14 protein-coding genes and 1 pseudogene are annotated in these 16,999 nt (G+C 40.3%); 5 read left to right on the top strand and 10 right to left on the bottom strand.

Annotated features, from left to right (window positions below):
- Positions 1-108: 108 nt before the first annotated feature.
- Both yidA and JOC28_RS04250 read left to right on the top strand, forming a co-directional pair.
- Entirely contained in the window at positions 109-918 is an 810-nt protein-coding gene (gene yidA, locus JOC28_RS04255) for a sugar-phosphatase (protein ID WP_205009401.1), read from the top strand.
- A complete protein-coding gene (locus tag JOC28_RS04250) occupies positions 918-2,135 on the top strand; it encodes an aminoacyltransferase (protein ID WP_205009400.1) in 1,218 nt (405 codons plus the stop codon). Before yidA ends, JOC28_RS04250 begins: the two co-directional genes overlap by 1 nt.
- A 153-nt stretch (positions 2,136-2,288) precedes the next feature.
- On the opposite strand, the gene tpiA is transcribed toward JOC28_RS04250, so the two are convergent.
- The 6 genes and pseudogenes from tpiA to ppc form a co-directional block, all read right to left on the bottom strand.
- Entirely contained in the window at positions 2,289-3,047 is a 759-nt protein-coding gene (gene tpiA / locus JOC28_RS04245) for a triose-phosphate isomerase (protein WP_205009399.1), read from the bottom strand.
- 157 nt (positions 3,048-3,204) lie between these two features.
- On the bottom strand, positions 3,205-4,401 hold the full coding sequence (tuf, locus tag JOC28_RS04240; RefSeq protein ID WP_205009398.1) for an elongation factor Tu: 1,197 nt from the start codon (positions 4,399-4,401) through the stop codon (positions 3,205-3,207).
- A 128-nt stretch (positions 4,402-4,529) separates the two neighbouring features.
- Positions 4,530-5,003, bottom strand: coding sequence for an anti sigma factor C-terminal domain-containing protein (locus JOC28_RS04235; RefSeq protein WP_205009397.1), 474 nt, complete (start codon positions 5,001-5,003; stop codon positions 4,530-4,532).
- 100 nt (positions 5,004-5,103) lie between these two features.
- Positions 5,104-5,256: pseudogene (locus JOC28_RS04230) on the bottom strand (RNA polymerase subunit sigma-70); the annotation flags it as partial.
- Between the two features lie 79 nt (positions 5,257-5,335).
- Positions 5,336-6,562: a cell division peptidoglycan polymerase FtsW gene (gene ftsW, locus JOC28_RS04225; protein ID WP_205009395.1), complete on the bottom strand. Its 1,227-nt coding sequence runs from the start codon at positions 6,560-6,562 to the stop codon at positions 5,336-5,338.
- Between the two features lie 132 nt (positions 6,563-6,694).
- Positions 6,695-9,391, bottom strand: a complete 2,697-nt coding sequence (ppc, locus tag JOC28_RS04220) for a phosphoenolpyruvate carboxylase (RefSeq protein WP_205009394.1) — start codon at positions 9,389-9,391, stop codon at positions 6,695-6,697.
- A 162-nt stretch (positions 9,392-9,553) separates the two neighbouring features.
- Here ppc and pepF point away from each other — a divergent pair, with 162 nt between their 5' ends.
- Positions 9,554-11,347: an oligoendopeptidase F gene (pepF, locus tag JOC28_RS04215; RefSeq protein ID WP_205009393.1), complete on the top strand. Its 1,794-nt coding sequence runs from the start codon at positions 9,554-9,556 to the stop codon at positions 11,345-11,347.
- Positions 11,348-11,755: 408 nt separating this feature from the next.
- Here pepF and JOC28_RS04210 read toward each other — a convergent pair whose 3' ends face one another.
- The 4 genes from JOC28_RS04210 to JOC28_RS04195 all read right to left on the bottom strand — a co-directional run bounded on the left by JOC28_RS04210 (position 11,756) and on the right by JOC28_RS04195 (position 15,186).
- Positions 11,756-12,160 (bottom strand): DUF4430 domain-containing protein, encoded by a 405-nt coding sequence (locus tag JOC28_RS04210; protein ID WP_205009392.1) that lies wholly within the window; start codon positions 12,158-12,160, stop codon positions 11,756-11,758.
- Positions 12,144-12,656 carry an ECF transporter S component gene (locus JOC28_RS04205; protein WP_239548878.1) on the bottom strand — a complete coding sequence of 171 codons (513 nt, stop codon included), beginning with the start codon at positions 12,654-12,656 and terminating at the stop codon, positions 12,144-12,146. Before JOC28_RS04205 ends, JOC28_RS04210 begins: the two co-directional genes overlap by 17 nt.
- 138 nt (positions 12,657-12,794) lie before the next feature.
- The gene (locus JOC28_RS04200) at positions 12,795-13,928 is read right to left on the bottom strand and encodes a 5-methyltetrahydropteroyltriglutamate--homocysteine S-methyltransferase (protein ID WP_205009391.1); all 1,134 of its coding nucleotides are present in this window, start codon (positions 13,926-13,928) and stop codon (positions 12,795-12,797) included.
- Between the two features lie 145 nt (positions 13,929-14,073).
- Positions 14,074-15,186, bottom strand: a complete 1,113-nt coding sequence (locus JOC28_RS04195) for a vitamin B12 independent methionine synthase (protein ID WP_205009390.1) — start codon at positions 15,184-15,186, stop codon at positions 14,074-14,076.
- A gap of 169 nt (positions 15,187-15,355) precedes the next feature.
- On the opposite strand from JOC28_RS04195, the gene JOC28_RS04190 reads away from it, so the two are divergent.
- Together JOC28_RS04190 and JOC28_RS04185 are read left to right on the top strand one after the other, a co-directional pair.
- Positions 15,356-16,219 carry a glycoside hydrolase family 25 protein gene (locus JOC28_RS04190; RefSeq protein WP_205009389.1) on the top strand — a complete coding sequence of 288 codons (864 nt, stop codon included), beginning with the start codon at positions 15,356-15,358 and terminating at the stop codon, positions 16,217-16,219.
- A gap of 129 nt (positions 16,220-16,348) precedes the next feature.
- Positions 16,349-16,822 carry an aminoacyl-tRNA deacylase gene (locus JOC28_RS04185; RefSeq protein WP_205009388.1) on the top strand — a complete coding sequence of 158 codons (474 nt, stop codon included), beginning with the start codon at positions 16,349-16,351 and terminating at the stop codon, positions 16,820-16,822.
- Positions 16,823-16,999: the final 177 nt, after the last annotated feature.

The following is a 16,999-nucleotide window of genomic DNA, read 5'->3' as shown; positions in this document are numbered from 1 at the left end:
AAATAGAAAGTGATTATTTGAGTGATGAAAAAATCTAGCTTGTCCTTATTTTGACAGTTCTGATTTCTAAATCACTAGGAACTCTGAAAGAATTTAAAGGAGTATTTCATGTCTATTAAACTTGTTGCCGTTGATATTGACGGCACACTGATTACAGATGATCGTCAGATTACCTCAGAAGTCTTTGAAGCCATTCAAGACGCTAAAGCTGCTGGTGTCAAGGTGGTTATCGCCACAGGTCGTCCCATCCCAGGTGTCCAGAGCCTACTTAGCCAGCTCAATCTTAATCAAGAGGGTGACTATGTTATCACCTTCAATGGTGGACTTGTACAGGACGCTGCAACTGGTCAGGACATTGTCAAAGAAACCTTGACCTATGTTGACTACCTTGATATTGAATTTCTTAGCCGTAAACTAGATGTTCACATGCACGCCATCACAAAAGAAGGTATCTACACGGCTAACCGTAACATCGGTAAATACACTGTTCACGAGGCAACTCTGGTTGATATGCCAATCTACTACCGTACACCAGAAGAGATGGCCGATAAGGAAATCGTCAAAATCATGATGATTGATGAGCCTGAGATTCTTGACCAAGCTATCGCTAACATTCCTCAAGAATTCTACGACAAGTACACAATCGTCAAATCAAAACCTTTCTATCTTGAAATCATGGATAAGAAAGTCAGCAAGGGCAATGCTATCATCCACTTAGCAGATAAGCTAGGAATCACTATGGATGAAACTATGGCAATCGGTGATGAGGAAAATGACCGTGCTATGCTTGAAGTTGTTGGAACTCCAGTCGTTATGGAAAATGGTGTCCCTTCTGTCAAAGCACTTGCCAAACACATCACAAAATCAAACAATGACAGCGGCGTTGCACACGCCATTAGAGAGTGGGTATTAGACTAATGACATACACTTACAAGGTCGGTATTTCTAAAGAAGAACACGATAACTTTGCCAAGGCCAGCGACCAAACTAACCTTTTGCAAAGCTCTGACTGGGCACAAGTCAAAGATAACTGGGGCAATGAACGTCTTGGATTTTACAAGGATGGTCAACTCATCGCTTCTGCTTCTGTCCTTATCAAAGCTCTGCCACTCGGAATGACCATGCTCTATATCCCACGTGGTCCCATTATGGATTATAGCAAAGCTGAAGATGTTGCTTTCGTCATTTCTTCTCTCAAAAAGTTTGGTAAGACTAAGCGTGCCCTCTTCATTAAATTTGACCCTGCTCTGCTATTGAAACAGTATCACATCGGTGAAGAGACTGAAGAAATCACTGAAACACTAGCTAAGCTCAAAAATCTCGAAGAAAATGGCGCTGAGTGGACTGGTCGTACTATGGAAATCGCCCAAAGTATCCAGCCACGTTTCCAGGCTAATGTTTACACACAAGCTGATATGACTGCGACCTTCCCTAAGCATACCAAACGTCTGATGAAGGATGCCAATACTCGTGGCGTTGTAACCAGCCGTGGTAATTTATCTGATGTCCAAGCATTCGCTGATGTCGTTGCCTTGACTGAAAGTCGTAAAGGTGTTGCCCTTCGTAACCATGACTACTTCAAAAAAATGATGGAAATCTATGGTGATGATGCCTACCTTCATTTGGCAAAAGTTAACTTGTCAAAACGTTTGGAAGAATATAAAGAGCAACTCGCTCAGATTGAAAAAGACCTTTCTGAAACTGAAGAACATCAAAAGAAACGTCTAACAAAACTAACTCAACAAAAAAATTCTGTCAGCAAGTACATTACAGAATTTGAAGAATTTGTTGAAAAATACCCTGACGAGCTTATTATCGCAGGTATCCTGTCAGTTCGTTTCGGAAATGTTATGGAAATGCTCTACGCTGGTATGAATGACGAATTTAAAAAATTCTATCCACAATACTCACTCTATCCAAAAGTCTTTGAAGATGCCTTTAACGATGACATCATCTGGGCAAATATGGGTGGTGTTGAAGGAACACTTGATGACGGCTTGACAAAATTCAAATCAAACTTCAACCCAATGATTGAAGAGTATATCGGAGAATTTAACATCCCAGTTAACAAAGTCCTCTACAAACTCTCAACATGGGCCTATGATATGCGCAAAAAATTGCGAAGCAACCACTAAAAGAGAACAACGCTTTTGCAAGATACGAAAAAAGTCTGGATTAATCTCCAGACTTTTTTTCGTATCTTCTTTTTCAAATTCCATGATTAAGTTAGAAAATTGAAAGCAAAAAAGACCGAGTAAAACTCGATCCTTTAATGACTTAGTCTCTTATTATTTAACGAAGTCCAACAATGCAAGGAAGCTTTCTGCTTCAAGTGAAGCACCACCTACAAGAGCACCGTCAACGTCTGGGCAAGCCATGTATTCTGCAACGTTTTCAGGTTTAACTGAACCACCGTATTGAACACGAACTTTGTCAGCAACTGCTTGACCGAAGTCTGCTGCAACAACGTCACGAACTGCTTTACACATGTTTTGTGCGTCATCTTGAGTAGCTGATTTACCAGTACCGATAGCCCAGATTGGTTCGTAAGCGATAACAAGTGATGATACTTGCTCTTCTGACAAACCTGCAAGAGCTGCTGAAACTTGAGCACCTACGAATTCAACTGCTTTACCAGCTTCGTAAGTTTCAAGAGATTCACCACAACAGATGATTGGAGTCAAACCGTTAGCAAAGATTGCTTTTGCTTTTTTGTTGATATCTTCGTCAGTTTCGTGGAAGTAGTCACGACGTTCTGAGTGACCGATAACAACGTAGTCTGTACCCATTTCAGCCAAAACTTTAGGGCTGTTTTCACCAGTGAAGGCACCTTCGTTTTCGAAGTAGCTGTTTTGTGCAGCAACTTTAAGTTCTGAACCTTTAGCTGCTTCAAGAACTGTTGACAAAGTAAGTGCTGGTGCAGCGATACCTGCTTCAACAAGTTCTGATGATGGTAATTTAGAAGCTACTGCTTCGATGAATGCTTTTGCTTCTTCTGGATTTTTGTTCATTTTCCAGTTACCAGCGATAAATGGTTTACGTGACATTTCACATACCTCTTCTTTAATTTATTTTACATCTTATTCTATCATATTTTGACTAGCTTTTAAAGACAAAGTATCATTTTCACAAACAAAAAGAGCCTCTTACGAGACTCTTTACAATTATTGTCTGACGAATAATTGCTATTGGGAACTTAATTTCTTAAGCTTCGATTTCTGAAACGATACCTGAACCAACAGTACGTCCACCCTCACGGATTGAGAATGTAGTACCTTGTTCTACGGCGATTGGGTGGATCAACTCAACGTCGATTGTCACGTTATCACCAGGCATAACCATTTCTGTACCTGCTGGAAGTTCGATAGAACCTGTTACGTCAGTAGTACGGAAGTAGAATTGTGGACGGTAGTTGTTGAAGAATGGAGTGTGACGTCCACCTTCTTCTTTAGAAAGGATGTAAACTTCACCTTTGAATTTAGTGTGTGGGTTGATTGAACCTGGTTTAGCAATAACTTGACCACGTTCGATTTCATCACGTTGTACACCACGGAGAAGCACACCAACGTTATCACCAGCAAGACCTTCGTCAAGTTGTTTACGGAACATTTCAACACCAGTAACAACTGCTTTAGTGATTTCTTCTTTGATACCAACGATTTCGATTTCGTCGTTGACACGAACAGTACCACGGTCGATACGTCCTGAAGCAACAGTACCACGACCTGTGATTGAGAATACGTCTTCGACTGGAAGAAGAAGAGGTTTGTCAGTATCACGTTCTGGTTCTGGAATGTATGAGTCAACTGTTGACATCAATTCCATGATGATGTCTTCAAATTGAGTGTCACCTTCAAGAGCTTTAAGAGCTGAACCTTGGATAACTGGAAGGTCATCACCCGGGAAATCGTATTCTGAAAGAAGGTCACGGATTTCCATTTCAACCAATTCAAGCAATTCTTCATCGTCAACAAGGTCGATTTTGTTCATGAAGACGATAAGGTGTTTAACACCAACCTGACGTGAAAGAAGGATGTGCTCACGAGTTTGTGGCATTGGTCCGTCAGTTGAAGCTACTACAAGGATAGCACCGTCCATTTGAGCGGCACCAGTGATCATGTTTTTAACGTAGTCCGCGTGTCCTGGGGCGTCGATGTGAGCATAGTGGCGAGCTTCAGTTTCGTACTCAACGTGTGCAGTGTTGATTGTGATACCGCGTTCGCGTTCTTCTGGAGCAGCATCGATTGAAGCGTAGTCTTTTGGCTGGTTAACAGCTGATGGAAGACGACGTGCAAGTACAGTTGTGATAGCTGCAGTTAGGGTAGTTTTACCGTGGTCAACGTGTCCGATTGTACCAATGTTAACGTGTGGTTTACTACGATCGTATTTTTCTTTTGCCATTTTAGGAAAAGCCTCCAATAAAATATATTTTATAGATAGACGGTAGGCAATACAGTCTAACTTTACTCTACTATTCTATCAAATTGTCATAGAATTGCAAGCATTTTACACAGATTTTCAAGATTTCTTTATTTGCTTAAGGTGTGATATGGTTGAATTATCACGCTTTGTCCGAGATTAGATCCGAAAATCCAACTGGCATTTTGAAGCGATTTAAAGTTTTCTGCTCGCCCAGTCAAGATAAGGCCAGAGAAGGTCATCTTTTCCTGACTATCACTGGTTTCAAGGTAGGTTCTCGCATCATCAACAAGGTTCAGTGAGATATCACTATCTCTATCGTAAGTTCGGTCAAGATAGCCTTTTGAAAGGGCTGAATTTAGATTTTCTTTGAAAGTTTCGAGGTCAGACTGACTTGGTTCAGTCCCATCATAGGCTGTTAAACCAAGTTGAGCATCTGCTGTTAGCTCTGCGGTATCATAATTACTGCTACTTCCAATCCAATACCAATTAATCATAAGATTATCTGGTACCAGCTCTGCTATTTCTTTAATCGTGTAAGCTTTATCAAAAGTGACTGCCACTTCTACTGCTTGATCTGTCATCTGGGGGAGGAGGTCGATGTCCTGGCTAATCTGATATTGACCTTCTTTTGAATAGTCGTGGTTGATATTGTAAAAAAGAGGGGATTTATAGAGATTTCCATAGGATATCGCTTTCTAGCAGGCGCAGCAAGATATCCTGACTCACATCCTGTGCTATCTCTTTTTGAGCACCTGATTTTTTCAGATAAAAGCTAATCTCCTCGGCATAGGCAACTAATTCTTTTTCATATAAATCCAGTTCTATCCTGATCACCTCCCTTTTTCACTAGTATAACGAATTTACTCCTTATTTGGTTACACTTTTTGACAAAAGAAAAGGCTAGGCATTTTGCCTAGACCTGATCTGTATCCATTAAGACTTGTGCTTCTCTGAGAATTTCCTCTCGTTTTTCATTGGCATCAATATTGAGTACAAATGCGATAGCGATTGAGAGAACTAGGAGAGAATTTCCCCCTTGTGACAGGAAGGGGAAGGTAACCCCTGTTGAAGGGATAACACCAGAAATTCCTCCGATATTAACAAAAACCTGCATGAGCATCATGCTTCCGACACCCAGCGCCATCATTGAATTAAAGGGATCTTTTGCCTTGATTCCAACCAACATGATTCGTAGAATAAGGAAGAATACAAGCGCTAATATAAAGACCGCACCGATCAAACCTAACTCTTCAATGACAATTGAGAAAACGAAGTCTGTTGTTGATTCTGGTAGGTAGCCGAGTTTTTCAATCGAATTTCCAAGTCCTCGACCAAACCAACCTCCATTACTCATAGCATAGTAAGAGTTGGCTAGCTGGTGACCTGAGTCCGTCAAATCCTTAAATGGATTAAAGTAGGCACTGAAACGTTTGGCAACATAACCAAAGACGGGCACCTTGGCCATATTATCAACCCCTACTAATGCTGTCAATCCAATAAAGGCTCCTGACACACCAACAATCAATGTCAGCACAGCTGAAAACCAACGGTAACCAACTCCACTAACCAAGAACATGGTAATAGCAGTCAATACGATGATTGAGGCATTTCCCAAATCGGGCTGAGCTGCAACCAGAAGAATCAAGATAATGGCATAAACACGCCAATCGTTGAATTTTCTCGGGAACAGATGCCCCCTTAAAATGGCTTGGTAGTCATAGGTTTTGATATCTTCCTGCCACTTAGAAAAGGTCAGAGCCATCATCCAGACGATGATAACCTTGAGGTACTCAGCAGGCTGGAAACTAAGAGGCCCCAGAACAATCCAACCATTGGCACCATTGACTTCCTGGGTGAAGAACTTGGCGATTATCAGAAGGATAATCTCTATGAATATCACCAGAGTTAGTAACTTTTCTTTCTTTAGAAAGTCCAAGCGAAGCTTATAAATAAAAGCAATCGCTACAAGACTGACTATCCAGAAGAGACCTTGGTTGATAACAGAACGAAAGGGGTTCATACCATATTGAATCAAACTTGCGCTAGTCGTTGAGTAGATCACAATCAAACCCAGCACTGACATAATCAGATAGGGTATCAAGATGGAATAATTAAGTAGGTGTTTTTTTTCTAAATTCATGATAATCTTCTTTGTCTTAAAAGTGATTTAAGGAGATAAACTTCCTTAAATTTTGACTAATCGCCCTATTATACCATCTTTATTAGCTAAAAAAAAGCAAGAACCCAATTTATGGGTTCTTACTCAATATGATTAGCCTGAGTTACGCAATCCAGTTGCAATACCGTTGATGGTGATGTGGATGAGTTTTTCGTAATCCTCTGTCACTTCACCTCGACGCAGACGTTTAATCAATTCAATCTGGATATAGTTCAAAACGTTGAAGTATGGTAAACGATAATCCAAACTTGCTTTCAAAGTTGGAAGTTCTTCTAGCAATTCTTCATTTTGTTCAATTGAAAGGATGACATTCTTAGTCAATTGCCATTCATCAAGGATGGTATAGAAGACATCACGTACTTCTTCTGACTCAGCCATCTGAGCATACTGGAAGGCGATGTTCATATTTGACTTAGACAAGACCATGTCCACGTTTGACAAGAGTGAACGGAAGAATGGCCATGTTTGGTACATATTTTGAAGTTTGGCAAGGTTTGACACATCTTGATCAATAAAGTTCTTGAAGGATGAGCCAACACCATACCAACCTGGGAACATGACACGGTTTTGTGACCATGAGAATACCCAAGGAATGGCACGAAGTCCTGAAATTTCAGTGATGGTCTTACGAGCAGCTGGTCGTGAACCGATATTAAGACTTGAAACCTCTTTGATTGGACTTGCTTCAAAGAAATAATCATAGAAATGAGGGTTTCCAAAGACTAAATCACGGTAGATAACATTTGAATCTGCTACGATACCGTCCATAATTGCTCGGTAGCCATCAATCTTGTTAGGATCAACAATCATGCGTGTTACCATACGGTCAAGTGTAGCCGAAATCAACATTTCAAGATTGTAATAGGCTGCATCTTTGTTACCAAATTTATTTCCGATAACTTCCCCTTGTTCTGTCAAGCGGATGCGATCTTTGATTGAACCGAATGGTTGAGAAGTAATAGCGTCATAAGATGGGCCACCACCACGACCGACAGTACCACCACGACCGTGGAAGAAGGTAATCTTAACACCGTGGTCTTCACCAATCTTAGTCAACTCATTTTGAGCTTTATAGAGGGTCCAACCTGATGAGAGGTAACCACCGTCCTTGTTAGAGTCTGAGTAACCCAACATGATCTCTTGATAGCCTTTGTTAGCTGCAATCCATTTTTGAACGATTGGCAATTGAAGGTAGGCTGTCATGATTTCAGCAGCATTGTCCAAGTCTTCGATAGTTTCAAAAAGTGGAACAATCTGAACACGCGCTTTTTCATTATCAACCAAGCCAACTTCTTTGAGCATGATGGCAAGTTCAAGCATATCCGAAACAGTCTCTGTGTGAGAGATGATGTGTTGTTTGATGATTTCCTCACCCATCTTATCTTTCATCTCACGAGCTGCTTGATAGATAGCCAATTCTTTTTGAAGTTCTTCTGATTTTTCAACATGAGTTGCTGAAAGGATACGAGGATCTTCCAAGAGCTGTTTCAAGAGAACTTGACATTTATCTTCTTCAGATAGATTTGAATAATCTGACTCAATATTAGCTGCTTTGAGCAATTCTGCGACGCAGGCTTCTTGAACGCTTGAATCCTGACGCATATCGATACTTGCCAAGTAGAAACCAAAGATTTCTACCGCCTGCAAGAGCTCCGCAAAATCACCATTAAGCAGTGAATCACCACGGTTTGCAAGAAGTGATGCCTTGATGACTTCAAGATCAGCCTTAAAATCGTTGGCGCGAACATAACGAGGTTCCACTTTTTTATCTTCTGTGATGTAAGTCAAAGTGTTACCAAGCTTTGTTTCAATGTAGTTGAGAGCCTTACGGTAAAGCTCTTTCTCACGGAATTCAGAAGTATCCGTTGACAAGTTAGCCAAGGCTTTAAGCTCATCTGTCGCATCAACAAGAGTACTTGACATTGAGAATGAGCCGTAAAGACTATCAATTTTCTCAAGATAGTAACTTAGAATAACTTCACCTTGAGTTGTTGATGATAGACGAAGAGTTTCCGCTGTAACAAATGGATTACCATCACGGTCACCACCAATCCACATTCCCATTGTAATTGGTTTTGGATTAGTCAATTCAATACCTTTGGCACTAGCCAATTTTTTATACTCAGTCACAAGACTTGTAATGGCTTTTATAAGCGATGTGTGGTAATACTCAGTGACATTGGTAATCTCGTTTTTAACCTTGAGTTTTTTCTCACGAATAATGTCAGTTTGCATGATAAGCTCAACCTGACGACGAAGATCTGCATGCCACTTGTCCTTATTAACAAGTCCTTGTTTAACGTCTCGATATTTACGAAGCAATACATGAATCTCGTTCGTCAAGCCAAGCATGGTCTTACGTTGCACCTGCGTTGGGTGGGCAGTCAAGACGGGAACAACATTGATATTTTCAAGAATCTCAGCAGCATTTTCGTTTCCTGCTACCACATCAATAGTTGTTGACAATTTACCAAGATAGTCCTTACCAACATTATTTTGGTAGTTAACTTCATAAGCAAGGTCAACGTCTTCTGAAATATTAATCAAAAGCGGCAGGATGGAGAAATAACGTGAAATCACAACCATTTCTTCATTGCTCAATTGAGAAATTTTTTCTTCTAGAACTTGATAATTCTGCTTAGCTGATAGCTCAGTAAGGTCAGTGATAATACTAAATGCCTCATCACCGATCATGTTGCGGGTTGTCTCTTCGAGAAGAGTCGTCAGAATTGACACTTCTTCTTCGATGACATCTTTATTACTGTTACTCTCTAGTTTTTTGATAGTCACAAAAGCCACTCCTGTCTTTGTATGTTATACCCTCCATTATACTCTTTTTCCCTTAAAAATAAACCTTTATCCAAGAAATTGTCTAGTATTTTAGTAATTTTCTGATTTTTTCAAGCCCCATTTGATATAATAGACCTAACTAAGACAAAAAAGGAGATTATTATGGAACTAAAACCACGTGCTTCCTTCCCTGAAAATGAACTTTGGGATTTGACCGCACTTTATAAAGATCGCGAAGACTTTCTCTTAGCCATTGAAAAAGCTCTGGCTGATGTCTATGCCTTTCAAAAAACTTATGAAGGTCATTTAGAAACAGTAGAGGATTTCACCGCTGCGCTTTATGAATTGGAGCAGATTTATATTCAAGAGAGCCATATTGATTCTTATGCTTTCATGCCCCAAACAACTGATTTCTCAAATGAAGAATTCGCAGAGCTTGCCAATGCTGGCGATGACTTCGCTACCAAGGCTGCTGTTGCACTCAGCTTTTTCGACACAGCTCTGACAAATGCTCCTCAAGAGATTTTAGATGCTTTAGAAAGCAACCCTGACTTTAGCTCTGCCATTCGTCAGGCTAAAATCCAAAAGAAATACTTCCTCTCAGCTGATGTTGAAAAGGCACTAACCAATCTTCGTGAAGTCATGGGGACACCTTATGATATCTACACAAAGATGCGTGCTGGCGACTTTGCCATGGATGATTTTGAGGTAGAGGGCAAGGCCTACAAAAACAGTTTTGTCAGCTATGAAAACTTCTACCAAAATCACGATGACGCTGCAGTTCGTGAAAAATCTTTCCGTTCTTTCTCAGCTGGGCTTCGTAAGCATCAAAATGCCGCTGCCGCTGCCTATCTAGCTCAAGTGAAACAAGAAAAACTGATCGCAGATATGCGTGGTTTTGATAGTGTTTACGACTATCTTCTTGCTGGACAAGAAGTTGACCGTTCCATGTTTGACCGTCAAATTGACTTGATTATGAAGGAATTTGGACCAGTTGCTCAATGCTATCTTAAACACGTAGCCAAAGTTAATGGCCTTGAAAAAATGACCTTCGCAGACTGGAAATTAGATATTGACAAGGAACTCAATCCACAGGTCAGTATCGATGATGCCTATGACTTGGTTATGAAATCAGTAGCACCACTTGGTCAAGAATACAGTCAAGAAGTTTCTCGCTATCAGACTGAACGTTGGGTTGACTTTGCTGCCAATGAAAATAAGGATTCAGGTGGCTACGCTGCTGACCCTTACAAGGTGCACCCTTATGTCCTCATGAGTTGGACTGGGCGTATGTCAGATGTCTATACCCTCATTCATGAGATCGGACACTCTGGTCAGTTTATCTTCTCAGACAACAATCAGTCTATCTACAACCGTGGCATGTCAACCTATTATGTAGAAGCTCCATCTACCTTTAACGAGCTTCTGCTCAGCGATTACTTGGAAAATCAGTTTGACGATCCTCGTCAAAAACGCTTTGCCCTAGCCCACCGCCTAACGGACACCTACTTCCACAACTTCATCACTCACCTGCTGGAAGCTGCCTTCCAACGCAAAGTATATGACCTTATTGAAAATGGTGGAACATTCGGTGCTGAACAGCTCAACAGCTTTATGAAAGAAGTCCTGACAGAATTCTGGGGCGACGCTGTCGAAATTGATGACGATGCCGCCCTCACTTGGATGCGTCAAGCACACTACTATATGGGGCTTTATTCATATACCTACTCTGCAGGTTTGGTTATCTCAACTGCGGGCTACCTTAACCTCAAAAACAATCCAAATGGTGCAGAAGAATGGTTGACCTTCCTCAAATCAGGTGGCAGCAAAACACCACTTGAAACTGCTAAAATTATCGGTGCAGATATTTCAACAGAAAAACCACTCCTTGATACCATCACCTTCCTCAGTGACACAGTCGATCAAATCATCGCCTACACAGAAGAAATGGCATAAGAAAAACGCTTGGAATCCAAGCGTTCAGAATGTAGACAAACATAACTTTCAACAGAATTGGATACAAAAGCTCTGCTTATTTGAAATAAATAACCGATTTCATGTGAGCGGGAGTGCTAAAACAGTCTGGGAGACTGTTTTAGGTATGGGATAGAGAAAGCACAGCTTTCATCAAGACAGTCTGGGAGACTGTCTTAGGCATTTACCCGATGCTTCCGCCGTGATGAAAGTGTCAGAAATGCCTATTTTAAAGCATTTCTGACACTCGGAATATTTGAGACACTAGGCTCAAATATTAGTCATGGAATTCCGTAGGAAGTCGCTGACGTCCGACATCACTTAAGGAAAGTATCGAAAAAAGACTTTTTCTTCAACCAAAAAACGCTTGGATTCCAAGCGTTTTTTGGTTTATTGTTGATAAGCTTCAAGATAGAAACGGACTTTGTCGCCTTTTTGAACTTCAATGTCATTAGCTCCTTTGTCAGCCATCTGTCCATTGATTTCAAACATCCAATATTTACCTGCAGCTATATCCTGTGCCTGACCATCAATTGATGTAATGAAACCATCTTTTTCTTCAACTTCATGGTTTGCTTTAAGAACTTCCATCAAGGTTTGTCCTTCTGTAAATTCCAGCGTTTCCTCAGCAGTCTGCTTACCGTCTACTTCGATGGTTAAGGTAAAGCTCTCTTTGGCAACTTGACTAGATGAGCTTGATGATGAACTACTTGTCTCAGTAGCTGTGCCATTGCCGCAGGCGACCAAAACAAGTGATGTTACAAAAAGAAGGGCTAAACTAAAAATCTTTTTCATGATATAGTCTCCTAAATATAGTCTTTATGATTGGGAAAAAAATAGCAGTCGAAAAGGCGTGTGCAAGATTATAAGGCATTCCCGCTAAAACATAGGTCCACCAAGGCATCTGATAAAACCAGGCAGAGATGCTATCAATAAGTATGCCATAAATAATACCCATACTGGCAGCGAGTATAGCTAGAACTATCTCCAATCCTATATCTTTCAGTCTAAAACTTTTAGCCAAGGGAACGAGCACCTGAGACCATAGCATCAATACTAAACTGAAGCTAATAATTTGATAAAATACCCAAGGTCCAAATCCCAAGAGAAATGATGAAATCAACATGGTCAAGGACACAACTAGGATACCTTCTTCCAAACTCCAGAAAATACTGATCAGTAGAAAGATAGATGTAATGGGTTGAATATTAGGTAAAAAGGCAAATGCTTGTCTAAGGACAATACAGAGAGCTGCAAGAATAGCGCAGCGCGTCATAATCTTTAGCGACATATCTCCTCCTATTTTTTCACACTTTCTAGTCTACTGTAATCGCCTAGCAAAAGCAAGCTCTTATAAGCAAAAAAACTAGAGAGCGCAAGCCCTCTAGTGTCTTATCTATCTTATTTTATTGGATGGCTTATGAATGACTTAGTCTGCCCAAACTTGGTCAATGATTTCTTTAACCAAGGCCAATTTCTTCCATTGGTCTTCTTCTGTCAAAATATTACCTTCTTCAGTTGAAGCGAAGCCACATTGTGTCGAAATCCAAAGTTGGTCAAGTGGCAAGAATTCTTGAGCTTCCTTGATACGAGCGATGACAGCATCCTTGTCTTCCAAGGTTGCTTCTTTTGAAGTAATCAAACCAAGAACAGCAACCTTACCATCTGTTACTTCTTTCAATGGCTCAAAACCACCTGAACGGTCGTTATCAAACTCAAGGAAATATTCTTTAACATCTTCTTTTCCAAAGAGATCTTTCGCTACTGGATCGTAGCCTCCTGATGAAGCCCATGTTGAGTGGTAGTTACCGCGACAAACGTGGGTATTAACCAAGAGACCTTCTGGAACATTTTCATAGACATCGTTGTTGAGTGTCAAGAAAACAGATGACAAGTCATCGAAGACTTCTTGTGCTGTACGGCCTGTCGCAGCTCCCCAACCTGCTAGGAAGTTATTGTCAACAAGTGTTCCCCAAGTACAATCGTCTACTTGAAGTGTTTTAAGACCAGCTGCAATCAAGTCATCAATGACTTTCAAGTAGGCAGCTTTGATATCTGCACGAAGTTCTTCAAAATCTGGATAGATGTCATTCAATTTTTCAACGTGTTCAGCATCACGAATCAATTCAAAATAGAATTGTGATGGTGCTGGAATTGTGTATTTTGCTTCAACATCAGCACCTGTCGCATCAACAGTAGCTTTCAAGAATTTGTAAGCTTCAACAAATGGGTGATTGTCACCAGTGATTTTTCCTGCGATAAGAGCTGAGTCAGCTTTGGTTGTTTCATCGTGGAAACGGTAACCTTCAGCTGCCTGAACGTGGTCAATTCCATTGAATCCCCAGAAGAAATCAAGGTGCCAGTAAGCACGACGGAATTCACCATCGGTAACTTTTTCAAGACCAGCTGCGATTTGTTTGTCAACCAAGTCTTTGATTGCTGCATCTTCTACTTTTGCAAGTTCTTCAGCAGTTACACTACCAGCTTCAAATCCAGCACGCGCATCTTGAAGTTCTTGTGGACGAAGGAAAGAACCAACGTGTTCAAAATATTTTTTAGTCATCTCAATGTCTCCTTAAGGATTTTTATTGATTCCATTTTAACACCGACTACTATAGCTGTAAAATATATATTTTCTATGGTTAGTTATAGTTTTTACTTATAACTAGAAATCAAAAATCCGAGAGAAATCTCGGATTTTTTATCTATTATCCCCAAACTTTATCAGTGATTGTTTTGATAAGTTGAAGTTTTTTCCATTCGTCTTCTTCTGTCAAGATATTACCTTCTTCAGTTGAAGCGAAGCCACATTGTGTTGAAATACCCAAGTTTTTAAGAGGAACAAGCTCTGCTGCTTCTTGGATACGTGCCACAACGGCATCGACATCTTCAAGAGCAGGGTCTTTAGAAGTAATAACACCAAGCACGAGCTCAACATTATCACGACCATTCCAAATATCAGTCAATGGTGAGAAGTCACCTGAACGGCTATCGTCATACTCAAGGAAGAAGATATCGTAGTTAAGCTGTCCAAGGTATTTAGCGATAGTGTGGTAGCCACCTTCAAAGAGGTAAGTCGATTTGAAGTTACCACGACAGATGTGTGTTGCCAAAGTCAAATCTTCTGGAAGTCCTGCCAAGGCCTTGTTGATAACGTAAACATCATCCTCAGCCAATTTTTCAAATTTAGCACGTTTTTCAGGCTCATCTTTGAACGTTTCCAATTGGTGAAGAAGGAAAGCCCAAGTTGTGTCGTCCAATTGAACATAGCGAGCACCCAAATCATAAAAGTGCTGGATCGTATCATGGTAAGCCTGAGCAAGACCATCAAGAAAGGCAGTCCAATCTTCATAGTAGTCAGCATAAAGGTCACTACGGTGGTCACGGTCAATAACCAATGATGGGCTTGGAATCGTTACCTTAGGAGTCACGCCTTCTGGAGTGATTGATTTGAGGTACTCAAAATCACGGTAGAATGGATGTTCTGGATTTTCAGCCACTTGACCATTAAGACGGATATTTGTTGTACGTGTTTTTGCACCGTGGAATTTATAAGAGTCTTCCTGCAAGTATGTCTCAAAACCAATCAAGTTCCAAAGGAAATCAAGATGCCACCATGAACGTCCAAATTCACCATCAGAAACAACCTTCAAGCCATTTTCAACTTCATGGTGAACCAGGTCTTTAACCAATTCATCTTGAACTTTCAAAAGTTCTTCCTGCGTCAATTCACCGTTTGCAAATTTTTCTCGCGCTTCTTTCAAAGCTGCTGGACGAAGATAAGACCCAACGTGATCAAAATGTTCTTGTACTTTAGTCATAATGTTATACTCCCTTAACAATCAATTAATATGCCTATCATTCTACCACCACAAGATATAGCTGTAAAATATATATTTTTTATTAAAAGTTATAGTTTTAAACTATATATCATCTTTTTTAAGCAAGAGCCTTTGATTTTTTTGCATTTTTAAGATAAAATGGAGGATAATGAGAAAAAGAATTAAACCCCCTGTTGTTTTGGTCTTTTTCAGTTTGATTGGATTATTGTTGATTATTGCTAACATTTATGGCAATAGTGTTACAAGTGCACAGCTGGCTAGCGCTAAGAAAGAAATCCCAGTTGCGACATCCACATCGACAAGTACTGAAGAGTCCTCCTCAACAGAGACTGAAACTTTTGTTCTTAATCCGATTATCGATTTATCAGGATGGCAGTTACCTTCTGAAATCGATTACGATACTCTGTCCCAGAATATTTCTGGCGCTATTGTCCGTGTCTTCGGTGGTTCTGGAATTACTGAAGACAATAACGCAGCAAGCAATAACGGAGTTGATAAATCGTTTAAGACCCATATCAAAGAATTCCAAAAACGTGATGTACCTGTCGCTGTTTACGCCTATACCATGGGAACTTCTGTCGAGGAGATGAAAGAAGAGGCTCAGATTTTCTATAAAAACGCCTCACCTTATAACCCAACTTACTATTGGATAGACGTTGAAGAAAAAACAATGGATGACATGGATGCTGGTGTTCAGGCTTTCTTGAAAGAACTCAAACGCCTGGGTGCCGAAAAAGTAGGAATCTACATCGGGACCTATTTCATGGAGGAGCATGGAATCTCAACCGACAATTTTGATGCAGTTTGGATTCCAACTTACGGTAGTGACTCGGGTTACTATGAGTCTGCCCCTGAAACAACCATGGATTATGACCTCCATCAGTACACCTCACAAGGCTACATCAACGGTTTTGATGGCGCCCTTGACCTCAACCAGATTGCTGTCACAAAGGATACCAAGGAAACCTACGAGAAACTCTTTGGTAGTGTCGATAAAAAATCATCTAAGTAAGAAGTCTGAGCTTGCCTCAGGCTTTTTCTTTGCACTACTACTCCCTTTCTTTAGGAAAATGGCGGAGCTTGGCCAATCATTTTATGCTATAATAAGAGCACTATTCACATAAAAATAAAGGAGGCCTATATGGCTAAAAAAACAAAAGTCAAAAAAACATTGGTCGATCAAATTCTTGATAAGGCAAAAATTGAACACGATAGTCTCAATTTTAATGGTCTTGAAGGACAACTTCCAGACGATATTGAGCGCAGCCATATCTTCAAAACCCTTGCCCTAACCGGTGATAAGACAGGTCCACTAATTGGAATCGTACCCATTACTGAGCATCTTTCAGAGAAAAAACTTGCCAAGGTTTCAGGTAATAAAAAAGTCAGCATGATTCCTCAGAAGGATCTTCAAAAAACGACTGGCTACGTCCACGGTGCTAATAATCCAGTGGGGATCCGTCAAAAACACAACTTCCCAATCTACATTGATCAGAAGGCTTTGGAGTACGGACGAATGATTGTTTCAGCTGGTGAACTAGGTCGCTCTATCCGAATTGATAGTCAAGAATTAGCTGATTTTGTTCATGCAAATTTTGCTGACTTGATTGAATAATTGTATATTGACAGCGTTTGCATTTTTTCATAAAATAAAGTGAGACTATAAAATTCGGGGTATTTATGAGATTATATTTTGTTCGGCTCTATAATTTCTGTAGTGGGTAAATCCACCAAGGAGATTGTAGGGCTTTTTGAATGTAGAAAAAAAGTCCCACATGACTTATAATGAAAA

The sequence above is a fragment of the Streptococcus loxodontisalivarius genome, assembly GCF_016908645.1.
Taxonomy (GTDB): domain Bacteria; phylum Bacillota; class Bacilli; order Lactobacillales; family Streptococcaceae; genus Streptococcus; species Streptococcus loxodontisalivarius.
Note: the sequence above shows the minus strand (reverse complement) of the source record. Positions and strands in the feature narration are given on the sequence as shown.